Below are 21,266 nucleotides of genomic sequence, written 5' to 3' on the forward strand. Positions count from 1 at the left end.
AATCCTGTCCATCACCCGATTTGCACAACAGAGCCTTCGAGCGCTGCCAGGGGCTGCGCTTCTGCCTGGCAACCGGGCATGGCGGAGGACCGCCGGTCCCCGGATGGTGCCCTTGGCACGAACGGCCGCCGGACAGCCGGGATCAGCAGGCGCCCCGCAAGGCGACGGGCCTTGCCATCCTGACCCGCCGTCGCTTCCCGAGGCTCTCGCCCGGCGTCGAAGCGGCAGGGCCGGCGTCGAAGCGGCAGGGCGGGTTTCCGGACCCTGACAGAGCGGATTCAGGCACCATAAAGCGCGGCCATCACAATCCGCGTGGCGGCGGCGGCATCCTGGCGGGCCTGCGCCTCGGCCAGCGCGGGATCAGCGGCCAGAATGCGCGCAATGGCACGCAGGCGGTCGGTCGCGGCGATGTTGGCCCGCGCCTCGCCCACGGGGTCGGTGCCGCCATGGTCGGGGAAGGTGTCGAAATAGATCACCCCGTCATAGCCCGCCCGGTCGAGCGCGACGAAGAGTTCGACCGTCTGCACCGGATGGACCGAACCCGCGATCAGCCCGTCGTCGCGCTTGCCGTAGCCGTCGTTCAGATGCACGCCGAGGATGCGGCTTTTTCGCGCGGCCAGCATCGCGGCGCGCGCCGGCATCTCGCCGGCAAAGAGCATGTGGCAGAAATCGAGCGTGACCCCGGTGTTGGGCCGCCCGACCTCGGCTAGGGCCAGAAGGGTCGTCGCCATGTCGGGCATCACCACATGGGCGCGGGGTTCGTTCGGCTTGTATTCGATGGCGATGTCGATGGACGGGTTATGATCGGCGATCTCGGCGATGGCGGCGATGCTGTCGTCCCACATCCGCTCGTAATCGGCCTGGAAGGAATAGTCGAACCCGTCCTGCCCGAGCCAGAGCGTCATCAGCCGCCCGCCCATGTCGGCCAGCGCATCGAGGCCGCGCTTCGTCAGGTCGATCGCGGCGCGACGGGTGGCGGGATCGGGGTGGGAGAAGGCCCCGAGCCGGAAGCCCGGATCGGTGTAGTAGCGCATGGCAAGCCCGTTCAGCGCCATGCCGTGATCGGTCAGGATCCGGGTCAGTTCGGCCGGGGGGTGATGCTCGAAATGGTCGGGAAAGTTCAGGTCGGCGGCATCGAGGCCCCCCACCTGCGCGGCGGCCGCGATCATCTCGGCCACCGTGTCGCCCTTGCGTCCGAAGGCGTTCAGCCGGGTGGCATAGCGGGGTCTGTTCGGGATCATGGTGGCGTGATCAGTCCGGGCTGGTTGTGTCCCAATGGGGCAGGGGGGTCGGTATCGGGCAAGGATGCGGCTGCAAGGCACCCCTGCCGCCCCGGGCAGCGGGCCCCGGTCTGGTCACAGGCGCTGACAGCGGCCGCGATGTTAGATGGCGTGAGGGGGCTGTCAATCAGCCCCGTCCTCCGATCCGGAGAGCAGGAGGCGGAGCGCAGCAGGCAACAGTTGCACCGGGCCGCGCGGGCCGTAACCTGTCGGCAGAGCGAGGGAGATCCAGCCCGTGACCATGCCCACCGTCCTTGTCGTCGGCAGCCTGCACCATGACATCATGGTCGAGGCCGACCACCTGCCCCGCCGCGACGAGACGGCGGTCGGGCGGCGCTGGTATCCCAAGTTCGGCGGCAAGGGCGGCAATCAGGCGGTGGCGGTGGCCCGCGCCGGCGCCCCCTGCCGGATGTTCGGCGCGGTGGGCGATGACGGCTTCGGCGCCTTCCTGCGGCAGGGGTTGCGGGCGGGCGGGGTGGAGGACCGTTTCGTGCAGACCCTGCCCGGCGTGGGGTCGGGGATGAGCGTGGCGATCCTCGACGCGCGGGGCGACTATGCCGCGACCATCGTCTCGGGCGCGAACCTCAAGGCCGATCCGGCGGCGCTGGCCGCGCCCGATCTATGGCGGGATGTGGGCCTGCTGATCCTGCAGAACGAGGTTTCCGAGGCGCTGAACCTGGCGGCGGCGCGCGAGGCGCGGGCGCGGGGTGTGCGCTGCCTGCTGAACGCCGCCCCGGCGCGGGAACTGCCGGCGGACCTGGCGGGGCTGGTCGATCTTCTGGTCGTTAACGCGGTCGAGGCCGAGATGATGGGCGCGGGTGCCGTCCGGTCGCTGGAAGAGGCGCGCGCCGCGGCTGAAAGTCTGGCGCGGCGGTTTCCGGCAGCGATCGTCACCGCGGGCAGTCTGGGGTTGGCGGCGGCAGAGGGGGAGACGGGGTTTGCGCTGCCGGCCGAGAAGGTGCGGGCGGTGTCCAGCCACGGGGCGGGCGACACCTTCATCGGCACGCTGGCCGCGGGGCTCGTGCGCGGGCTGGACCTGCGCGCGGCGGCGGGCGCAGCCTCGCTGGCCGCCGCGCGGCATGTCGGCGGGCAGGCGCCGGGCTGAGCGGGGGGCTCAGGGGCTTGGCACGATGAAATCCGGCACGATGCCGGAAGCGGCGATGAAGGGCGCGGTGGCGCGACCGGCAAAGAGGCCGTGATCGGTGACCAGCACGCTGCGGCAACCCGCCGCTGCGCCACCCAGCACATCGGTGTGCAGCGTATCGCCCACCATGGCCAGGCGGTCGGGTGCCAGGCCGGTGCGGGCGATGCCTTCGGCGAAGGCCTCGGGGAAGGGTTTGCCGAACCAGTGCACCTCGAGCCCCGGCAGGGCATCCAGAAGGTCATGGCCGAAGAGCCCCGGCTCCAGCGTGAGACCGCCTTCGCGCGGGGCGACGAGGTCGGGATTGGCGATGACAAGGGGGCGCGGGCGACGGTCGAGCGCCAAGGCCAGGCGGCGTTGCAGCGCAGGCGACCAGCGTGCGGTGGACAGGAACAGGATCGCATCGGCCCGGTCGAAGGCGGCGGGGTCGGCCAGCGCATCGACAAGGTGCGCAGGGATATCGGCGAAGGTGTCGCCCGCCGCCGCGATCGCGGCCCAGGTGGCGCCGGGGGCGATTGCCTCAAGCCGCGCCACGGCGACATCGCGCGAGGCCACGACCTCATCGGCGGTGAAGTCGAAGCCCAGGCGGTGATACTTGGCCAGAAGCTGATCGCGCGTGTAGCTGGCAGCATTGGTCAGCACCGCCAGCCTTTTCCCGCGCCGGCGAAGGCTCGCCATGCGCGCCACCGCGCCGGGGATCGCGGTTTCGCCCACGTTGAGGACGCCGAAGGCATCGAGGAGGAAGCCGTCCACCTGATCCGCCACCTCGTCCAGCGAGGACAGGTGCAGCGACTGCGCCGGATAACGGGCGACGGGCAGGCGGGGGCGGATCGCCTCATACCGCGCGAAGGCAGAGGGCGCGTCGGAGAGCATGTCCCCCGGCCCGGCGTCGAGGGAGACGTCAGACACTGGTGAACCCGCCTTCCACCATCAGAAGCGCGCCGTTGACCATGCTTGAGGCGTCCGAGGCGAGGTAAAGGGCCGCGTCGGCGACCTCCACCGGCTCGGCAAAGCGCCTTGCCGGGGTGGCGTTGCGGAAGGGGTCGCCCTTTTCCGGCTTGCCCCAGACCTGTCGGCCCATGGGCGTCATCACCACGGTCGGGCAGATCGCGTTGACCTGCACGTTGAACCGCGCCCATTCGGCGCAAAGCGACTTCGTGAGCGCGTTCAGCCCGCCTTTGGAGGCGGCATAGGCCGCATGGTCATCCAGCGCGATCACCCCGGTCTGGGAAGAGATGTTGATGACCTTTCCCCACCTCTGCGCGATCATCGCCGGCGCCAGCGTCCGGGCCGTCAGGAAGGGGGCGCGCAGGTTGACGGCCATCATCCGGTCCCAGGCCTCGGTCGTGAAATCCACCGCCGGGGCGACATGGGCGATCCCGGCGGAGTTCACCAGGATGTCGATGGTGCCCCATTCGGCCAGCGCGCGTTCGCAGGCTTCGACGGGTTCGGTCGGGCTTTCCATCTCGGCCGTCAGGGTCAGGCAGCGCCGGCCATGGGCGCGGACGGCCTCGGCCGTGGCGGCGAGGTCGGCCGCATCGCGGCCCAGCGCCACGATGTCGGCGCCGGCCTCGGCAAAGACGCGGGCGATCTCGGCCCCGATTCCCTTGGAGGCCCCGGTGATCAGCGCCTTGCGCCCCGTCAGCGAAAAGCGGTCCTGCCAGGACATCGGTCACTCCAGATTGGTATGACGCGCGCGCATCGCCTCGGGCGTGACGCCGAGATGGTCGCGGAGGGAAAGGATCAGCAGCTCGAAGGCCAGATACTGCGCGCCCTCGAACAGCGAGCCCATCGGCAGGACGGAAGTCGCCGCCGCACCCTGATCGTTCGCCATGGTCTGCGCCGGGATCAGGAATACCCGGTCGGCGGCACGGGGGGCCGGGCCCTGAGGCTGGGCGGTGACGCAGGCCACCCGCGCGCCCGCCTTGCGGGCGACGCCGATCAGCCCCTCGACGGTGGAAAAGCCACCCGGCCCCGCGCTGACCACCAATAGGTCGCCGGGGCCGACCGGCGGACAGGACATGTCGCCCACCACATGCGCATCGAGCCCCATGTGATAAAGGCGCATGGCAAGCGCCCGCATCATCAGCCCCTCGCGCCCCACCCCGTAGCAGACGATGCGGCGGGCCTGGGCCAGTTCCTCCACCATCCCCTGCAACGCGGCGGGGTCGATTGCGGCCACGGCATCGCGGATTTCCCCGGCAGCGCGGGCGGCAAGGTCGGAAAGCGTCATGTGCCCACCTTCGATTGCAGGGTCTGCGGCAGGGCCGCCAGGGCAGCGTGATCCAGAAGCCCGACCTCGTCCAGCAGGTCGAGCACGGTATAGCGGCTGCGCAGGAAGCGGGCCTTCAGGATCGTGCGGTGCAGATAGGCCGGATCGACGCCGATGTCCGCCGCCTCGACCGGGGCGCCGGCGCGGGCGAGATGATTGGCCATGCGCTCCGCGGGCCAGAGCCGGGCGCGCAGCCGGGCCGACAGGTCGGGCCAGATGTCGCGCAAGCGGGTCAGGCGGGCCTGCAACGCGGCCCCCTCGACATGCTTGGCGCGGGTCTCCTCGATGGCGCGTTCGGCGATCTCCCCGGGGCCGAAGCGGGCGCGAATCTCGGCCTCCTTCGCGGCAAGGGTCGGGGCTTCGGCCGCCCGGCGGGCGGGGTCGAGCGCGGTGAGGTCGCGCGCGAGAAGCCAGTCGAACATCCGCAAGGCCGCCATGGCGCCGACCGCGACGCAGGCGCCATGGCTGACCCGCTCGCCGTTGTGGTGCAGGTCGTCCATCTCCCATAGATGGGCGATCTGGTGGTCGGCCCCGGAGGCGGGGCGCGAGGAGCGGTGCGCCTCCATCGCCAGACCGACCAGCGTCAGGCCGAGGAACAGGGCCCTCCACCGCCGCGCGGTCGCCGGCGGCGATCCGGTCGGGCTGCGACAGCCAGCCTTCGAGGCCGCCCTGCACCATGGGCCAGGCGACATCGTCGATGGGTTCGATCCCCAGCGCATCGGCAATGATCCAGTCGCCCCCCGCCGGAACCTTGCCCGCGAGGTCGCCATAGCCCCAGCCCGTCATCTCGGGCGGGGCGGCGGCGATCACGTCGAGGTCGGCGAGCAAGACCTTCGCCGGGCGGCAGGGGATGGTCTTCTTGAACCCCTTCTCCGACAAGGGCGCGCCGGCCGAGGTATAGCCGTCCATGCTGGCCGCCGTGGCCACGCACATATAGGGGATGCCGGCGGTGAAGGCCGCATGCTTCACCACATCGTTCATCACGCCCGAGCCGACGGCAACGGGCGTCTCGCCAGGACGCAGCACGGCGCGGAGCGAATCGGCCAAGTCCACCGTGGGCTTGGGGCGCGGGATGGCCGGAATGACATGGCGGCGCGTCGGGATGCCGGCTGCCGCGAAGGCCGCCTCTACCGCCTCCCCCGCCGCGCCCCAGCCGCGGTCGTCGGCCATCAGGACCACGGGGCCCGAGAAATGCCGGGCGTAGAGGCTGCCCGCCTCGGCCAGCACCCCGCGTCCGATCAGCACTTCGGCCACATGGGCCGAACGCGCCACGGCCTCGCGGATCGGGTCCGGCCCGCTCATGCCGCCACCCCGCCCGAGGCCAGCGTCCGCCCGTCGGCGGCGAAGTGGTGGAGGCGATGCGGCGGCAGGTCGAGCCCGATCTGGGCGCCATGGTCCAGTGTCGTGTCGCCCTCGGCCCGGACGACCAGGGTCTGCCCGCCCGGAAGCCGGACATAGAGATAGGCATCGCCGCCCAGAGTCTCGGTCAGAGATACGGTCGCGGCAAGCTGTCCCTGTCCCGCCGGGCGCAGGACCAGATGTTCGGGCCGGATCCCCAGCTTCACCGTCCCGGCCGGTGCCGCGCCCAGGGATGCGCCGTCCAGCATGGCCTGCCCCTCGCGCCGATCGACGGTCAGGAAATTCATCGAGGGCGCCCCGATGAAGCCGGCGACGAATTCCGACGCAGGTCGGTGGTAAAGCTCCATCGGGCTGCCGACCTGTTCGATGCGGCCGGCGTTCAGCACGACGATCTTGTCGGCCATGGTCATCGCCTCAACCTGGTCGTGGGTGACATAGATCATCGTGGCCTTGAGGTCGCGGTGCAGCGCCTCGAGCTCGACCCGCATCTGGACGCGGAGTTTCGCATCGAGGTTCGACAGGGGCTCGTCGAAGAGGAACACCTTGGGGTTCTTGACGATGGCGCGCCCGATGGCGACGCGCTGGCGCTGGCCGCCCGACAGCTGTCCCGGCTTGCGGTCGAGATAGGGTTCCAGTTGCAGGATGCGGGCGGCCTCGGCAATGCGGCGCTTGCGGTCGGCTTCGGGGAAGTTGTTGATCCTCATGCCGAAGTCCATGTTCTCGCGCACCGTCATGTGCGGATAGAGCGCGTAGGACTGGAAGACCATGGCCACGTCGCGTTCGGACGGCGCGGCGCGGGTCACGTCGCGGTCGTCGATGTGGATGGTGCCGTCGCTGATCTCCTCCAGTCCCGCGATGGAGCGCAGCAGCGTGGATTTGCCGCAACCCGAAGGGCCGACGAAGACCACGAACTCGCCATCCTCGATGGTCAGAGTGATCGAATGCAGCGCCTGCACGCCGCCGTAGAACTTGTTCACACCCGACAGCCTGACCTCGGCCATGCGCCCCCCATGTCTGCGCCGCCCGGGCGGCGCCTTGCGATTTTCCGGTTGACTCGCTCCGGTTTCGATACATTTATATGCGTAGCGTTACAAATGAAAGTCAACTCTGGAACGCTGAGCCCAAGGGGAGGAAAGCATGACGTTCAAGTCGCATATCAGCGCAGTGGCGCTGGCTGCGGCCTCGCTGGCCGGGCTGGCCGGCGCGGCACAGGCCTGGTCGCTGGAAGAGGCCGCCAAGCCCTATGCGGGCACGGTCGTTGACGTGGTGTTCCTGGATCGCCCCGGCTACAACGCCATCAGGGAGATGCTGCCCGAGTTCGAAGCGGCCACAGGCATCACGATCAACATCACCACGATGCCTTACGAGAATGCGCTGGGCGAACAGGTGCGCGATTTCGTGGCCGGCGGCGATCTCGATCTCGCACTGATCGATCTCGTCTGGATCGGCAACTTTGCCGAGAACGGCTGGATCGTGCCGATCGAGGAGTTCACGTCCAACCCCGATCTGGTCGATCCCGAGCTCGATCTCGAGGATTTCTTCCCGCTGGTTCTCAATGCCTTCGGCGCCTGGAACGGGGTCGTCTACGGCCTGCCCATCGACAACTATTCGGGGCTGCTGTTCTACAACCGCTGCATGCTGGAGGAGGCCGGTTTCGACCGCCCGCCCGAGACCTGGGAGGAACTGAAGGACGTCTACGGTCCGGCGCTGACCGGGGATGGCAGATATGCCTTTGCGCTCCAGTCCAAGCGCAACGAGACGCAGTCGGCCGACAGCTTCGCTCGGATGCTCTGGCCGTTCGGCGGCAGCTTCCTGAACGCAGAGTTCCGCTCCAACCTCAACTCGCCCGAAAGCCAGGCGGGGCTCCAGTTCCGGCAGGAGCTGATGGCCTACATGCCGCCGGGTATCGTCGCCTACGACCATGCCGAGACGGTGAATGCGCTCGCCCAGGGTGATGTGGCGATGATCACCGAATGGTCGGCCTTCTACACCACCCTCGTCAGTCCGGAGACATCGAAGGTGGCCGATTGCATCGAGGTGGCCCCCGAGCCGATGGGCCCGGCGGGCCGCAAGCCCGCACTTGGTGGCTTCTCGCTGGCTGTGGCCACGCAGGCGGACGAGGCCGAGAGGGCGGCTGGCTGGCTTTTCATCCAGTGGGCGACATCGAAGGCCAATGCCGAGACCTATCTGCGCAAGGGCGGGGTGCCGGCGCGGCAGTCGGTCTATCAGATCCCCGGCATTGCCGAGGAATTCAAGTTCGTGCCCGCCCTGGTCGAGAGCTGGCAGGAAGGCGTGCCCGAGTTCCGTCCGCGCTTTGCCGAATGGCCGACGATCAGCGAGATCGTGCAGGAATGGGGCACGAAGATGATGCTGGGCGAGGTCAGCATCGAGGATGGTGCCCGCGAGATCGGGACCCGCATGGAGGCGGTGCTCGAGGATGCCGGCTATTACAGTGGCGAGAAGCCGCTGGTTCAATAGCGGGACATGTGACGGAAGGTTCCGGGCGCCGGCCTGCGGTCGGCGCCCGACATCTGTGGCGCCGGTGCCCCCGATAGGCGGAGCGCGGACGGCGCCCTGGCAAGACCGGTTTCCTGAGACGGATCCGGGGGAGGGAGAACGATGACAGCCCGAGTCCGGCGCAGGACGATCCTGGCGTTCCTTGGCCCTGCCGTTACAGCCCTGGCGGCTGTCGGCATCCTGCCGCTCGGCTACGCCGTGTGGAAGAGTCTGCACGACTTCAACCTGACACGCATCGCAAGGCAGAAATTCGTGGGGCTCGACAATTATGTCGCCGTGCTGGGCGACCCGGTGTTCTGGGCCGCGGTGGGCCGCACGGCGATGCTGTTCGTCATCGCGGTCCCGATCCAGATCGCCCTCGGCCTGATGATCGCGCTGGTCCTGCACCGGCCGGGCCTCGGCTTCTGGAAGACGCTGACGCGGCTTTCGCTCGTGCTGCCGATGGCTACGACCTATGCCGTGGTGGGGCTGCTGGCGCAGGTGATGCTGAATCAGAAATACGGCGTCGTGAACCAGATGCTGGGCTGGATCGGGATAGATCCAATCAATTTTATCGGTGATCCTACAAATGCATTCATCGCCGTCGTCCTGTGGGACATCTGGCAATGGACGCCCTTTGTCGCGCTGGTCCTGCTGGCAGGCCTGTCCACCGTTCCGCCCGAGATCGAGGAAGCCGCCCGGCTGGAGACGAAATCCGGCTGGACCATCCTGCGCCATGTGCAGTTGCCCTTCCTGGTGCCGAGCCTCGTTGCGGTGCTGATCCTGCGCACCGCCGACACGCTGAAGCTGTTCGACATGCCCTTCACCATGACGCGCGGCGGTCCGGGATCCGCGACCGAGTTCATCGCCGTGCTGATCGAGCGTGTAGGCAACCGCCAGTTCGACATCGGCATGGCCGCGGCACAGTCGATCATCATGCTGGCGATCACCATCGTGCTGGCCCGGCTTTACATCCGCCTCTTCTATCGCGAGGTCCGCTGACATGGCCGCCCCTGTGCGCCGCCCCCATCTCTGGGCCGAAGGCCTGCTTCTCCTCCTCATCGGTCTCTTCTGCGTCTTCCCCTTCTACTGGATGGTCACCACCAGCCTGAAGACGCAGGTGGTCGCGCTGGAATCCCCTCCGGTCTGGTGGTTCACACCGACGCTGGCGAATTACTGGGAAGTCCTGTTCGTGGACAGGGTCGGCCCGGCCCTCATCAATTCCATCATCGTTGCGGTCTGCACCACGGCACTGGCCGTGGGCCTGGGGACGCCCGCAGCCTATGCGCTGGCGCGGTTCGAGTTCCGCGGCAAGCGCGACCTGTGGTTCTGGTTCATCACCAACCGTTTCGTCAGCCCCGTGGTGCTGGCCTTTCCTGTCTTCCTAATCGCCCGCGAGGTGGGGCTGCGCGACACCCACCTGGCCCTGATCCTGATGTATCTGACCTTCACCCTGCCGATCGTGATCTGGATCTGCACCGACCAGTTCCGCTCGATCCCCTACGAGCTGGATGAGGCGGCCATGCTCGAGGGCGCCTCGCAGTGGCGCATCTTCCGTTCGATCTGCCTGCCGTTGGCCATGCCGGGCGTCGCGGTGAGCAGCATCCTGTCCTTCATCTTTTCGTGGAACGAGCTTCTCTTTGCCTACATCCTCGCGCCCAAGGCCGCGAAGACCGCCCCCGCCATGGCTGTGACCTTCATGGAAGGCTATGATGTTCCTTACGGAAAGATCATGGCGACGGCGACGCTGATCGTTGTCCCTGTCTTGATCTTCGCGCTGCTGGCGTCGAAACACCTGGTTCGGGGCCTGACGATGGGGGCCGTGAAGTAGGGGGTGTCATGGCCCGCGCGCCGAAGCTTCCGCAGATCGACACCGAGGAGCGTTTCCTGGCCCAGGTCGCCTGGGCCTATCATGTCGAAGGGCTGACGCAGGAGAAGGTGGCCGAAAAGCTGGGCGCGACGCGGCTGCGCGTCAACAAGGCCCTGGCCGAGGCGCGGGCCCGGGGCCTGGTCCGCATCACCTTCAATACCGCCTTCGCCGCCTGTGCCGAACTTGAGGCGGCGCTGCGCGCGCGCTGGGGGCTGAAGCAGGCCTATGTCGCCCCCGCGCCGATGGATCCGCGCGATGTGCAGATGATCACGGGCGCGGCACTGGGCAACCTTCTGTCCGAAGTGCTGGCCGACCCGAAGGTGCGTCTGTTCGGCATGTCCTGGGGCGGGACGCTGAACATCGCCACCCGCTTCGTCGCGGCGATGAACCGGCCGGATCTCGAGGTGATCTCGGTCATGGGGGGGCTTACCCGCGGATCGGATCTGAACAGTTTCGAGATCACCACGCGCCTGGCCGACCTGCTGGGCGCCCAGCACAGTTATTTCACCGCGCCGCTCTACGCCGGCAGCCGGGAAAGCCGCGACACGATCATGCAGCTCGACGTGTTCCGCGAGGTGCTGGAAAAGCTGCGGAGCGTCGATGCGCTGGCCATGGCGGCGGGCGACATCTCGAAGGCTTCGCTTCTGATGCGCGACGGGTTGCCCGGCGACGTGACGATGGAGGAGCTGCGCGCCCTGGGTGCGGTGGGCGACGTGCTGGGCGTGGTGATCGACGCCGAGGGACAGCCGATCCCGCATCCGATCAACGAGCGGGTCATCGGTATCGGGCTCGAAGATCTCGGGCCGATCCCGAATGTCATCCTGGCCGCCGGGGGGCCTCACAAGGTGCCGGTGGTGCGCGCCATCCTGAAGCGGGGCGTCGTGAATACCCTCGTGACCGACGAGGCAACCGCCCGTACACTTCTGGAGCGCGGCTGATGGCGCTCCATGTCGGCATCGACCTCGGAACCTCGGGCATCAAGGCGGTGCTGATCGAGGATCTCTCCCGCGTCGTCGCCGTGGCGGCAGAGCCCGTGGCGGTCAGCCGCCCGCAGCTAGGCTGGTCCGAACAGGACGCCGACCTCTGGGTCTCCACGGTGTTTTCCTGTCTCGACCGGCTGGCGGCCGTGGCCCCGCGCGAAATGGCGGCAGTCGAGGGGATCGGGCTGTCGGGCCAGATGCTGGCGGCGCTGATCCTGGATGACGCCTTGCGCCCGTTGCGCCCGGCGATGCTGTGGAACGACCAGCGCGCGATCGCGGAATGTGCCGAGCTGCTGGCGGCGGTGCCCGACATCGGCCGGCGCACCAATGGCACGCCCGACCCCGGCATCACCGCGCCGAAGCTGATGTGGCTGCGCAAGCACGAGCCACAGCTGATGGACCGCGCGCGGATGCTCTTGCTGACCAAGGATTACGTCCGCCTCGCCCTGACCGGGGAGGTCGCGACGGAGCCTTCGGATGCGGGCGGGACGCAGCTTCTGGACGTTGTCTCGGGGAGCTGGGACCCTGCGCTCTGCGCAGCCGCAGGCTGGGATCCGGCGCATCTGCCCCCGGTGCTGGACAGCTGGGCCGAGGCCGGGCGGCTAAGGCCCGAGCTGTGCGCCCGCTGGGGCATGACGGGGCCGGTCGCGGTGGCGGCGGGCGCGGGGGACAACATGGGCTCCACGCTCGGCGCGGGCGGGGTGCGGCCGGGGGATGCGGTGCTGACCGTCGGCACCTCGGGCGTGGCCTGCGTGGTGGATGCGGCCTTCCACCCCGGACCGGAGCGCGCGATCCTGACCTCGGCCCATGTCGTACCGGGGGTCTTCCTGTCCATGGGTGTAGTGATGTCGGCAACGGCGAGCCTCGACTGGCTGGGCCAGATCACCGGGCGCGCCGTGCCCGATCTGGACGCCGAGGCCACGGCCTTCGCCGCCCGTGGCATCGAGGCCGCGCCGCTGTTCCTCCCCTGCCTGACCGGCATCCGCACGCCGCTGAACCGCCCGGACCTGACGGGGCGCATGGCGGGGCTGCATCCGGGCGTCACGCCGGCGATGCTGGCCTATGCGACGATGGAGGGCGTCGCCTTCCAGTTCGCCGACTGCATCGCCGCGCAGGAGGAGGTGGGGGTGCGGCCCGAGCGGTTCACCGTGGTCGGCGGCGGCACGCGCAGCGCGCTGTGGCTGCGGCTGATGGCCAGCGTGCTGGGCCGTCCGCTGGCCCTGATCGAGGGCGCCGACATGGCCGGCCCACGCGGGGCGGCGCGGCTGGCCGCCGTCGCGGCCGGGGCGCCGGTCGGGATCCTGTCGGAGCCCGTCCCCGCCCGCCGCGAGGTCGCGCCCGATCCTGCCCTGGCCGAGGGACTGGCCTTGCGGCGCATGGGCATGGCCGCGCTGACAGGCTTCTGATCCCTATCCGATGCGGCGCAGGCCCGCTCAGGGGCCCTTGTCATCCGGCCAGCCGCTCTTCGAAGCTGCGGGCGATGAAGGACGGAACGTCGTCGCCCATGCCCACGATGCAATCCTCCTCGGCCTGAGGGCGGGGGGGCTGGATGTCCTCGCGCCGCTCGTCCCGGCGGTCTTCGCGGCGGGGCCGTTCCGGCCTCTCGCGGCGCGGCTCGGGGCGGGGGGCGCTGTCCGCCGCCGCTGCCGGTTCGGGCAAGGCGGCTGCTGCGGCCGTGCGGCGTTTCGGGCCCTCGGACTGGCGGGCCTGTTCCCGGCCCCGGCGCCGGTCGGACCTCTGTTCGCCCGCGGAGGCGGCGCCAGACGAAGGCCGCGGCGGGGCACCCTTCAGCGGGTTCTCGACCCGGGGAATCTCGCGCTGGATCAGGGTCTCGATGGCGGCAAGAAGCTTCTCGTCGCGCGGGACGGCGATGGTCAGAGCCTTGCCGGAGCGGCCGGCACGCCCCGTGCGCCCGATGCGATGGACATAATCCTCCGAATGGGTGGGGACATCGAAGTTGAAGACATGGCTCACGGCCGGAATGTCGAGCCCGCGCGCCGCCACATCCGAGGCCACCAGCAGACGCAGGCGCCCTTCACGGAAGGACTCGAGCGTGCGCATCCGCTCGGACTGGTCGAGGTCGCCATGGATCGCGGCGGCATTGTAGCCGTATTTCCGCAGGCTCCTGGCGACAATGTCCACATCGACCTTGCGGTTGCAGAAGACGATGGCGTTGGTGCAGGCTTCTCCCTCGGCATCGATGAGGGCGCGCAGGACGGCGCGCTTCTCGGCGGCCTCGCTCTCGCGTCGGGAGGGCTCGAGCAGGACAAGCCCCTGGGTGATGGTTTCGGCGGCCGTGGCGCGGCGGGCGACCTCCACCTTGACAGGGTCGCGCAGGAAGGCGCGGGTCAGCCGCTCGATCTCCTTCGCCATGGTGGCCGAGAAGAACAGCGTCTGGAAGCTGCCGGGACGCAGCAGGCCGAAGATGCGCTCGATGTCGGGGATGAAGCCCATGTCGAGCATCCGGTCGGCCTCGTCCACGACCATGATCTCGATCCCGGTGAGCAGCAGCTTGCCGCGCTCGAAATGATCGAGCAGGCGGCCGGGCGTGGCGATGAGCACGTCCACACCGCGATCGATCAGGGCGTCCTGGTCCTTGAAGGACACCCCCCCGATCAGCAGCGCCTTGGAGAGCTTCACATGGGCGGCGTATCGGTCGAAATTCTCGGCCACCTGGGCGGCCAGTTCGCGTGTGGGACAGAGCACCAGCGAACGCGGCATCCGGGCGCGCGCCCGGCCCTGCTGAAGCCGCGTGATCATGGGCAGCACGAAGGACGCCGTCTTGCCCGTTCCGGTCTGGGCGATGCCGAGGACATCGCGCCCCTCGATCGCGGGGGGAATCGCCTGGGCCTGGATCGGGGTGGGCGTCGTGTAGCCGGCTTCGGTGACGGCCTGGAGGACGCGAGGATCGAGATTGAGGTCGGAGAACTGTGTCAAGCGGGGTCCGTTCGCAGTGGATGATGCGGCATGGGTGGCCGCTTCCCTGTCGCGCGGCCGGCCCGGCCGGATTGCCGGGACTGTCGTGTCAACGCCTTGGGCGTCATGCAATTGCGCCTTGTGCGTTAGGGGAAAGGCGACGGAAGGTCAACCCTCTTGTCCGTTGTTCCTGTCGCCGCTCCGCCCCCTCCTTGGCATGTCCGCGCTCCGCCCCCCCCTTGGCATGTCCGTGGGGTGCACTAGCTTGGCGCGCATCACGGAGGGCAACATGATCCGCAAATTCGGCAGCGCGCGCTGGCAGGGCAAGCTCAAGGAAGGGCAGGGCACGGTCTCGACGGAGACGGGGTCCCTCATGGACCAGAAATACAGCTTCGCCAGGCGATTCGGTGAAGAGCGCGGCACCAATCCCGAAGAGCTCATTGGTGCGGCCCATGCGGCCTGCTTTGCCATGGCGATGAGTGTGGGCCTCGAGAAGGCCGGTCTGGTGGCGGACTCCATCGAGGCCAAGAGCACGGTGACCCTGGAAACGAAGTCCGAAGGGGCCGAGATCACGCAGATCCATCTCGATGTGGTAGCCAGGATCCCCGGCGCCGACGAAGCCCAGTTCCAGAAGATCGCGGAGGAGACCAAGACGGGCTGTCCGGTCTCCAGACTGCTCAAGGGCGCGCAGATCACGATGACGGCGCGCCTTGCCTGAAGGGGCGTCCTACCAGCAGGACACCAGAACGGCCAGACCCTCTGCCTCGCGGGTCAGCCGTTCGGGGGTGAGCGGCGGAAGGGCATCGGTGGTGGCGGGGCGGATCCCCATCTGGGCTAGCGCGTCGAGGATGGCATCGGTCTCGAGCGCATAGCGCATGTCAGGGGGGAGCTGTTGCGCCCCTTCCGGTGGGGCAGCAGCATTCCCAGCACGGCGCCCCCCGCATCCAGCACGGGGCCGCCCATGTCGCCCGGCTGGGCCGCCAGGGCGAGGCGCTTGACCTGCTCCTCGCCGTTCAGGCCACGGATATCGGCCAGGGTGCCGAAGGTCAGGGCGGGTTGGGCCAGTGCCGGACCATAGGGGAATCCGGCCACGGCCACCTCTGCGGCGATGCGCGGCACCGCAGTCTGAAATGCCGCAACGCTGCGGGGGGCCAGCGGCTCCTCGGGATCGAGGACGGCAAGGCCCAGATCCGCCCTCAGGGCGGTCACGCGGGCGGTCACGCCGCCGTCGATCGTCACCTCCCCGCAGCCTTCGACGGCTGCGGCCGCCGTGACCACGGTGCCGTCCCCGTCCACGAAGAAGCCCGAGGCGGTCTGCTGCGCCTGCCGGATGCGGAGCCCCGAGACGAGGTCCACGGCCTGATCCTCGCCGGCCGGGCTCGCCCCGGGATCGAGCGTGCCGGGCAATCGCCGGAAACTCGTGCGCATGAGCTCGATCACGCGGGAGCGGCGCTCTTCGTCGCCGGCGGGCCAGACAAGGGTGAAGCCCTTGATCTCGCCGTCCACGAGCCAGGCATAGGTCGTCGAGTGGATGCGTTCGTCGATCCCCTCGATCGCAAAGGCATCGGCGCTCCGCTGGCGCGGGCCTTCGGGCGGGACGATTTCGAGCGTCTGCATGATCTCGTAGAGGCCTGCCAGACGTTCCGCATCGCCGGGCTGGGAAATGAGGATGACCCGCACGGCAGGATCCCCGGCCGGATCGAAGCGGACGAAGGGCGGGTTGTGGACGGGCGGCTTCAGCAGGGCGAGCGGAAGCGCGATCTCGATCCCCGCGGCCGTGTCGCGCAGCGTCTCCATGCCCAGACCGTCAAGAGGGGCGTGATAGGCGGCCAGAAGCTCTGCCCGCTCGCGCGTGGTGAGGATGCCGGTGACATCGCGGCCATTGGCCCGCTGCCATGCGGCCATGGCGGCCCGCGTGCCGCGCCCGAAGACGCCGTCGATGCCGCCCGAATAGAACCCGGCCCATTGCAGGGCGATCTGGATCAGCTCCTTCTCCTGCTGGCTGAGCGCCGCTTCGGATCCGAGGGCCTCCTCGGGGCTTTCCTCGGGCAGGGCATGCCCGGTCGTCGCGGTGGGCTCCCTCAGGCTTTCCGGCGATGCCGGGGCCGTCGCCGGGGCAGAGGTCGGCTCCTGCGCGGCGAGGGGATGGAACTGCTGGCGGAAGCTGCGACCATCCGCGATGAAGGCGTCGCGGGGGATGAGGCCCTCGGCCAGAAGCTGGCGGCGCACCGCCTCCGCCTCTTCGCGCGAGGCATAAGGCCCGAGCACGACACCATACCAGCCCGAACCGAGATAGTAGCCCTGCACATCGGCAAGGGTGTCCGCATAGGCCGCAACGCGATCCTGGGCGCGCCCGAGCGTGGGCAGGGCCTCGATCTGCACCCAGACCGGTCCTGTCTGCCTGCCCCCCTCCTGTGCTGTCACGGTCTGAACCGTCATGACAGACATGACGAGCCCCGCGATCCACCCTGTTCTCATCACCCGTCCGTATCATCGGCTGTCTCATGCGGGGTTAGCAGTGCCTCAGCCACGGGACGGCTGCAGCACAAATCTGCGTGGGAGCTGATGACATCCGTGAACCGTGGCCCCCTTGCCCCTCTGAAGGGTGCCGACTAGGACGGGCCCGACACGACCGGAGGGCAGATCGTGGCCACGCTTCCCCGTTCCTTCCAGGAGATCATCCTGCGGTTGCAGACCTACTGGGCGCAGGCCGGCTGCGCGATTCTCCAGCCCTATGACATGGAGGTGGGGGCGGGCACCTTCCATCCCGCCACGACGCTTCGCGCGCTGGGCACACGCCCCTGGGCGGCGGCCTATGTCCAGCCTTCGCGCCGGCCCACGGACGGGCGCTATGGCGAGAATCCCAACCGGCTGCAGCACTACTACCAGTATCAGGTCCTCATCAAACCCTCTCCGCCGGATCTGCAGGATCTCTATCTCGGCTCGCTCGAGGCGATCGGCATCGACCTGCATCTTCATGACATCCGCTTTGTCGAGGACGACTGGGAAAGCCCCACGCTCGGCGCCTGGGGGCTGGGATGGGAGGTGTGGTGCGACGGGATGGAAGTGTCGCAGTTCACCTATTTTCAGCAGGTCGGCGGGCATGACTGCCATCCCGTCTCGGGCGAGCTGACCTATGGGCTCGAGCGGCTGGCGATGTATGTGCTGGGCGTGGAGCATGTGATGGAGATGCCCTTCAACGACCCCGGCGCGCCCATCCCCCTGACCTATGGAGACGTCTTCCGCCAGACCGAGGAGGAATATTCGCGCCACAATTTCGACGCGGCCGATACCGAACGCCTGCTGCGCCATTTCGAGGACGCAGAGGCGGAATGCCGGGCGCTTCTGGCGGCCGAAGAGACGGACCCGCGGACGGGTCGGCGCATCGTGATGGCCCATCCTGCCTATGATCAATGCATCAAGGCCAGCCATCTGTTCAATCTGCTCGATGCCCGGGGCGTCATCTCCGTCACCGAAAGGCAGGCCTATATCGGCCGTGTCCGGGCGCTGGCCAAGCTCTGCGCGGATGCCTTCGTGCGGACCGAAGCCGGAGGATGGACAGGAGAGGCCGCGTGACGACCGCCCGCGTCCTGCTGTCCGCAATGCTGCTGACCGCTGCCCTGGCGGGGGCGGCGATGTGGTATCTGCAGGTCTATGCCTTCTATGAACCGGTCGAGCCGCCCGAAACGGTGCATCTGGCCACCGCATCCGGGCGTCTGCTGGAAGTCGCGCCGGTGGATTTCGAGGGGATCGACGCTCCATCCTCGCCCATCCGCTACCGGGCCTGCCTTCGCCTGCCGCCCGAGGCGAGCGCGCGCGACCTTGTGCCCTTCGCCGATCCCCGGCCTCCCGTCGCCCCCCCCTGGTTCGACTGCTTCGACGCCGCGGCCATCGGCGAAGCGCTGGAGCGGCGCGAGGCGCGCGCCGTTCTGGGGCAGAAGGACATCGTCTGGGGAATCGACCGCGTCCTGGTGCTGTTCCCCGACGGACGCGCCTATGCCTGGAACCAGATCAACGCCTGCGGGGCGGTCGTCTTCGACGGCGAGCCGGTGCCCGACGGCTGCCCGCCCCTGCCGGAACGAGACTGACCCATGCCCGACCTTTTGATCGAGCTCCTCTCCGAAGAGATTCCTGCACGGATGCAGGAAAGAGCCGCCGAGGATCTGCGGCGTCTGATGACCGACGGCCTTGTCGAGGCGGGTCTGACCTATTCTCACGCCCAGGCCCATGCGACGCCGCGCCGGCTGACGCTGGCCATCGAGGGGCTGACCGAGCGGTCGCGCCCCATGCGCGAGGAACGCAAGGGGCCGCGCACGGATGCCCCGCCGCAGGCCATCGAGGGCTTCCTGCGGGCGACGGGACTGACGCTCGACCGGCTGGAGCGGCGGGCCGAGAAGAAGGGCGAGGTCTATTTCGCCGTGATCGAGAGGCCGGGACGGGAGGCCGCCGAGATCGTCGCCGAGGTGCTGGGCCGGACGATCCGCGACTTTCCCTGGCCCAAGTCGATGCGCTGGGGGACGGGATCCCTGCGCTGGGTGCGGCCGTTGCAGTCGATCCTGTGTCTTTTGGTGCGCGACAGCGGGCCGGAGGTCGTGCCCTTCGAGATCGGGGGGCTTGTGGCCGCCAACACCACCCGCGGCCACCGCTTTCATGCCCCGCAGGGGTTTTCGGTCACCTCCTTCGAGGATTACGAGGCCAGGCTCAGGCGGGCCCATGTCCTTCTGCGCGCCGGAGAGCGGATGGAGCGGATCCGCCATGATGCCACCACGCTCGCCTTCGCCAGGGGTCTGGAGATCGTCGATGACGACGGCCTCCTGCGCGAGATCGCAGGGCTGGTCGAATGGCCCGTGGTCCTGATGGGGGCCATCGAGGACGAGTTTCTCTCACTTCCGCCGGAGGTGCTGCGCACCTCCATGAAGGAACATCAGAAGTTCCTCTCGGCGCGCAATCCGGCCACGGGACGCATCGAGGGATTCGTGACGGTGGCCAATATCGAGGCGCCCGACGGCGGTGCGACGATCCTGGAGGGCAACCGGCGCGTGCTGCGCGCCCGGCTGTCGGATGCCCGGTTCTTCTGGGAGAACGACCTGCGCGTGGCGCGGGCGGGCATGCAGGAGTGGAAGGAAGGTCTGCGTCATGTCACCTTCCACAACCGCCTCGGCTCCCAGTGGGACCGCGTGGAACGCCTCTGCGTGCTGTCCCGCGAGATTGCCCCCCATGTCGGCGCCGACCCGGATCTCGCCGCGCAGGCGGCCGAGGTGGCGAAACTCGACCTGCGCTCCGCCATGGTGGGAGAGTTCCCCGAACTGCAGGGCCTGATGGGCCGCTACTACGCCGAGGCTGCCGGCCTGCCCCCGGAGGTTGCGGCCGCAGCGGCAGACCATTATTCGCCGCTTGGGCCGTCGGACGACGTGCCGGCTGCGCCGGTCTCGGTGGCCGTCGCCCTCGCGGACCGGATCGACATGCTGACGGGCTTCTGGGCGATCGACGAGAAGCCGACGGGCAGCAAGGATCCCTTCGCGCTGCGGCGGGCAGCGCTGGGGGTGGTGCGTCTGCTGACAGCGAACGGGTTGCGCATGGCCTTGCAGCCCCTGTTCGGGGCCCGCCTGCCGCAGCCCGTCGCAGCCGATCTCCTCGCCTTCCTGCATGACCGCCTCAAGGTCCATCTGCGCGAGCGCGGCATCCGGCATGATGTCATCGACGCCTGTCTTGCCATGCCCGGTGCGGACGACCTGACCCTGCTCGTCCGGCGGGCCGAGGCCCTGGCGGCGTTCCTGAAGACCGACGACGGCACCAATCTGGTGCAGCTCTACAAGCGGACTGCGAACATCCTGACCCAGGCCGAGGAGCGGGATGGGGTCGAATATTCCTTCGGGGCGGATGCCCGATTCGCAGAAGCCGCCGAGGAACACGCCCTCTTCGCCGCACTCGATGCGGAGGAACCCGCGATCCGGGCCGCCATGGCGCGCGAGGATTTCGCCACGGCGATGGCGGCGCTTACGCGGCTGCGCGGGCCGATCGATGCCTTCTTCGAGGCGGTGCAGGTCAATGCCGACAACGCCATGATCCGCCGCAACCGGCTCAACCTGCTCTCGCGCATCCGCATGCTGTGCCTGTCGGTCGCCGATCTGTCCCGGATCGAGGGATAGCCCTCATTTCGGGCGCAGCACACAGCTCCGGCGGATCATCTTCTCCTTGCGGAAGTAGTCCGCCACACCCTTGCGCCGCTCGGGGGGGAGATCCTCCCAGCGGATCCATTCGAGGCGATAACCCAGCGTGTCGGCGATGGCCTCCATCGCGGCGGAGGAGGGGATGCCCTTGAGAACCTTTTCCTGCCCTTCGTAATAGGGGGCCGCGTTGAGGATGTTCGAGGGATCCTCGCGGATCAGCTGCACCATCGGCCAGGCATGGGTCATGAACTCGCTGTCCACGATCACCAGCCGGGGGCGCAGGCGGCGGATGAGGACGAACAGCCGGTGATGGTCCATGAGGTGGTAGAGGATGCCGAACACGGCCACCACGTCATAGACCCGCCCCTCGCGCACGAAATCCTCGAGCGCCTCGAACAGATCGCTCCGGATCAGACGCACCCGCGCCTTGAAGGGCGTATCGGGATAGGCCGCGAACTGGGCGATCAGATCAGGCCGCACCTCCACCCCATCGACCGAGGCCGCTCCCACCCCGGCAAGCGCATAGCTCCAGCGCCCGTCATGGGCAGCCAGGTCCAGCACGCGGGCGCCCTCGATCTCGGCTCGGAAGGGTTCGACGAGATGTTCGAAGCGGCGGTTCATGCGCGCCACCTCGCTGTCCGAAGTGGCATAACGCGCAAGTCCGCCGAGAAAGTCGAAGAAAGCCATGCCCGATCCTGTCCGCGCCGCCGGGCGCCCGCAAGCCCCGGCATGCTGCACCCGGATCAGGCCGATCCGGCGGCCGTGCGATGGCAGGACCGGGG

Annotated in this window: 20 protein-coding genes and 1 pseudogene; 10 read left to right on the forward strand and 11 right to left on the reverse strand. The window is 68.7% G+C overall.

What is annotated here, in order from left to right; genetic code table 11:
* Window positions 1-278 precede the first annotated feature (278 nt).
* The gene (locus tag RUTHE_RS01190; RefSeq protein ID WP_021096396.1) at window positions 279-1,241 is read right to left on the reverse strand and encodes a sugar phosphate isomerase/epimerase family protein; all 963 of its coding nucleotides are present in this window, start codon (window positions 1,239-1,241) and stop codon (window positions 279-281) included.
* Between the two features lie 280 nt (window positions 1,242-1,521).
* Here RUTHE_RS01190 and RUTHE_RS01195 point away from each other — a divergent pair, with 280 nt between their 5' ends.
* Entirely contained in the window at window positions 1,522-2,385 is an 864-nt protein-coding gene (locus RUTHE_RS01195; RefSeq protein ID WP_040644911.1) for a PfkB family carbohydrate kinase, read from the forward strand.
* 9 nt (window positions 2,386-2,394) lie between these two features.
* On the opposite strand, the gene RUTHE_RS01200 is transcribed toward RUTHE_RS01195, so the two are convergent.
* The 6 genes and pseudogenes from RUTHE_RS01200 to RUTHE_RS01220 form a co-directional block, all read right to left on the reverse strand.
* Window positions 2,395-3,330, reverse strand: coding sequence for an HAD-IIA family hydrolase (locus RUTHE_RS01200; protein WP_021096398.1), 936 nt, complete (start codon window positions 3,328-3,330; stop codon window positions 2,395-2,397).
* Window positions 3,323-4,090 (reverse strand): SDR family NAD(P)-dependent oxidoreductase, encoded by a 768-nt coding sequence (locus RUTHE_RS01205; RefSeq protein WP_021096399.1) that lies wholly within the window; start codon window positions 4,088-4,090, stop codon window positions 3,323-3,325. Before RUTHE_RS01205 ends, RUTHE_RS01200 begins: the two co-directional genes overlap by 8 nt.
* 3 nt (window positions 4,091-4,093) lie before the next feature.
* Window positions 4,094-4,654 (reverse strand): SIS domain-containing protein, encoded by a 561-nt coding sequence (locus RUTHE_RS01210; RefSeq protein WP_021096400.1) that lies wholly within the window; start codon window positions 4,652-4,654, stop codon window positions 4,094-4,096.
* A complete protein-coding gene (locus RUTHE_RS15210; protein ID WP_021096401.1) occupies window positions 4,651-5,259 on the reverse strand; it encodes a dehydroquinate synthase/iron-containing alcohol dehydrogenase family protein in 609 nt (202 codons plus the stop codon). The genes RUTHE_RS01210 and RUTHE_RS15210 overlap by 4 nt, the downstream gene beginning before the upstream one ends.
* Before the next feature lie 238 nt (window positions 5,260-5,497).
* Window positions 5,498-5,995: pseudogene (locus tag RUTHE_RS18520) on the reverse strand (iron-containing alcohol dehydrogenase); the annotation flags it as partial.
* Window positions 5,992-7,053: an ABC transporter ATP-binding protein gene (locus RUTHE_RS01220; protein ID WP_021096402.1), complete on the reverse strand. Its 1,062-nt coding sequence runs from the start codon at window positions 7,051-7,053 to the stop codon at window positions 5,992-5,994. The pseudogene RUTHE_RS18520 and the gene RUTHE_RS01220, both read right to left, overlap by 4 nt.
* A gap of 136 nt (window positions 7,054-7,189) precedes the next feature.
* Here RUTHE_RS01220 and RUTHE_RS01225 point away from each other — a divergent pair, with 136 nt between their 5' ends.
* From RUTHE_RS01225 to xylB, 5 genes are all read left to right on the forward strand, one after another.
* On the forward strand, window positions 7,190-8,530 hold the full coding sequence (locus tag RUTHE_RS01225; protein ID WP_021096403.1) for an ABC transporter substrate-binding protein: 1,341 nt from the start codon (window positions 7,190-7,192) through the stop codon (window positions 8,528-8,530).
* A gap of 141 nt (window positions 8,531-8,671) precedes the next feature.
* The gene (locus RUTHE_RS01230) at window positions 8,672-9,550 is read left to right on the forward strand and encodes a carbohydrate ABC transporter permease (RefSeq protein WP_021096404.1); all 879 of its coding nucleotides are present in this window, start codon (window positions 8,672-8,674) and stop codon (window positions 9,548-9,550) included.
* A 1-nt stretch (window position 9,551) separates the two neighbouring features.
* The gene (locus RUTHE_RS01235) at window positions 9,552-10,379 is read left to right on the forward strand and encodes a carbohydrate ABC transporter permease (protein ID WP_021096405.1); all 828 of its coding nucleotides are present in this window, start codon (window positions 9,552-9,554) and stop codon (window positions 10,377-10,379) included.
* 8 nt (window positions 10,380-10,387) lie between these two features.
* Window positions 10,388-11,356, forward strand: coding sequence for a sugar-binding transcriptional regulator (locus RUTHE_RS01240; protein WP_021096406.1), 969 nt, complete (start codon window positions 10,388-10,390; stop codon window positions 11,354-11,356).
* Window positions 11,356-12,804 (forward strand): xylulokinase, encoded by a 1,449-nt coding sequence (gene xylB, locus RUTHE_RS01245; protein ID WP_021096407.1) that lies wholly within the window; start codon window positions 11,356-11,358, stop codon window positions 12,802-12,804. The genes RUTHE_RS01240 and xylB overlap by 1 nt, the downstream gene beginning before the upstream one ends.
* A gap of 40 nt (window positions 12,805-12,844) precedes the next feature.
* On the opposite strand, the gene RUTHE_RS01250 is transcribed toward xylB, so the two are convergent.
* Window positions 12,845-14,335, reverse strand: a complete 1,491-nt coding sequence (locus tag RUTHE_RS01250) for a DEAD/DEAH box helicase (protein ID WP_021096408.1) — start codon at window positions 14,333-14,335, stop codon at window positions 12,845-12,847.
* Between the two features lie 268 nt (window positions 14,336-14,603).
* On the opposite strand from RUTHE_RS01250, the gene RUTHE_RS01255 reads away from it, so the two are divergent.
* Window positions 14,604-15,032, forward strand: coding sequence for an OsmC family peroxiredoxin (locus tag RUTHE_RS01255; RefSeq protein ID WP_021096409.1), 429 nt, complete (start codon window positions 14,604-14,606; stop codon window positions 15,030-15,032).
* Between the two features lie 9 nt (window positions 15,033-15,041).
* On the opposite strand, the gene RUTHE_RS17250 is transcribed toward RUTHE_RS01255, so the two are convergent.
* Both RUTHE_RS17250 and RUTHE_RS01260 read right to left on the reverse strand, forming a co-directional pair.
* Window positions 15,042-15,191 (reverse strand): hypothetical protein, encoded by a 150-nt coding sequence (locus tag RUTHE_RS17250; RefSeq protein ID WP_021096410.1) that lies wholly within the window; start codon window positions 15,189-15,191, stop codon window positions 15,042-15,044.
* A complete protein-coding gene (locus RUTHE_RS01260) occupies window positions 15,149-16,753 on the reverse strand; it encodes a trypsin-like peptidase domain-containing protein (RefSeq protein WP_245542175.1) in 1,605 nt (534 codons plus the stop codon). Before RUTHE_RS01260 ends, RUTHE_RS17250 begins: the two co-directional genes overlap by 43 nt.
* A 207-nt stretch (window positions 16,754-16,960) precedes the next feature.
* Between RUTHE_RS01260 and RUTHE_RS01265 the strand changes: the two genes are divergently transcribed.
* The 3 genes from RUTHE_RS01265 to glyS are packed head-to-tail and all read left to right on the forward strand — an operon-like array spanning window position 16,961 to window position 20,463.
* Window positions 16,961-17,890 carry a glycine--tRNA ligase subunit alpha gene (locus RUTHE_RS01265; RefSeq protein ID WP_021096412.1) on the forward strand — a complete coding sequence of 310 codons (930 nt, stop codon included), beginning with the start codon at window positions 16,961-16,963 and terminating at the stop codon, window positions 17,888-17,890.
* On the forward strand, window positions 17,887-18,402 hold the full coding sequence (locus RUTHE_RS01270; protein WP_021096413.1) for a DUF6446 family protein: 516 nt from the start codon (window positions 17,887-17,889) through the stop codon (window positions 18,400-18,402). Before RUTHE_RS01265 ends, RUTHE_RS01270 begins: the two co-directional genes overlap by 4 nt.
* 3 nt (window positions 18,403-18,405) lie before the next feature.
* Window positions 18,406-20,463 (forward strand): glycine--tRNA ligase subunit beta, encoded by a 2,058-nt coding sequence (glyS, locus tag RUTHE_RS01275; protein ID WP_021096414.1) that lies wholly within the window; start codon window positions 18,406-18,408, stop codon window positions 20,461-20,463.
* A gap of 3 nt (window positions 20,464-20,466) precedes the next feature.
* On the opposite strand, the gene RUTHE_RS01280 is transcribed toward glyS, so the two are convergent.
* Window positions 20,467-21,171, reverse strand: a complete 705-nt coding sequence (locus RUTHE_RS01280; RefSeq protein ID WP_021096415.1) for a class I SAM-dependent methyltransferase — start codon at window positions 21,169-21,171, stop codon at window positions 20,467-20,469.
* Between the last annotated feature and the right edge of the window lie 95 nt (window positions 21,172-21,266).

The organism is Rubellimicrobium thermophilum DSM 16684 (assembly GCF_000442315.1).
Taxonomy (GTDB): Bacteria; Pseudomonadota; Alphaproteobacteria; order Rhodobacterales; family Rhodobacteraceae; genus Rubellimicrobium; species Rubellimicrobium thermophilum.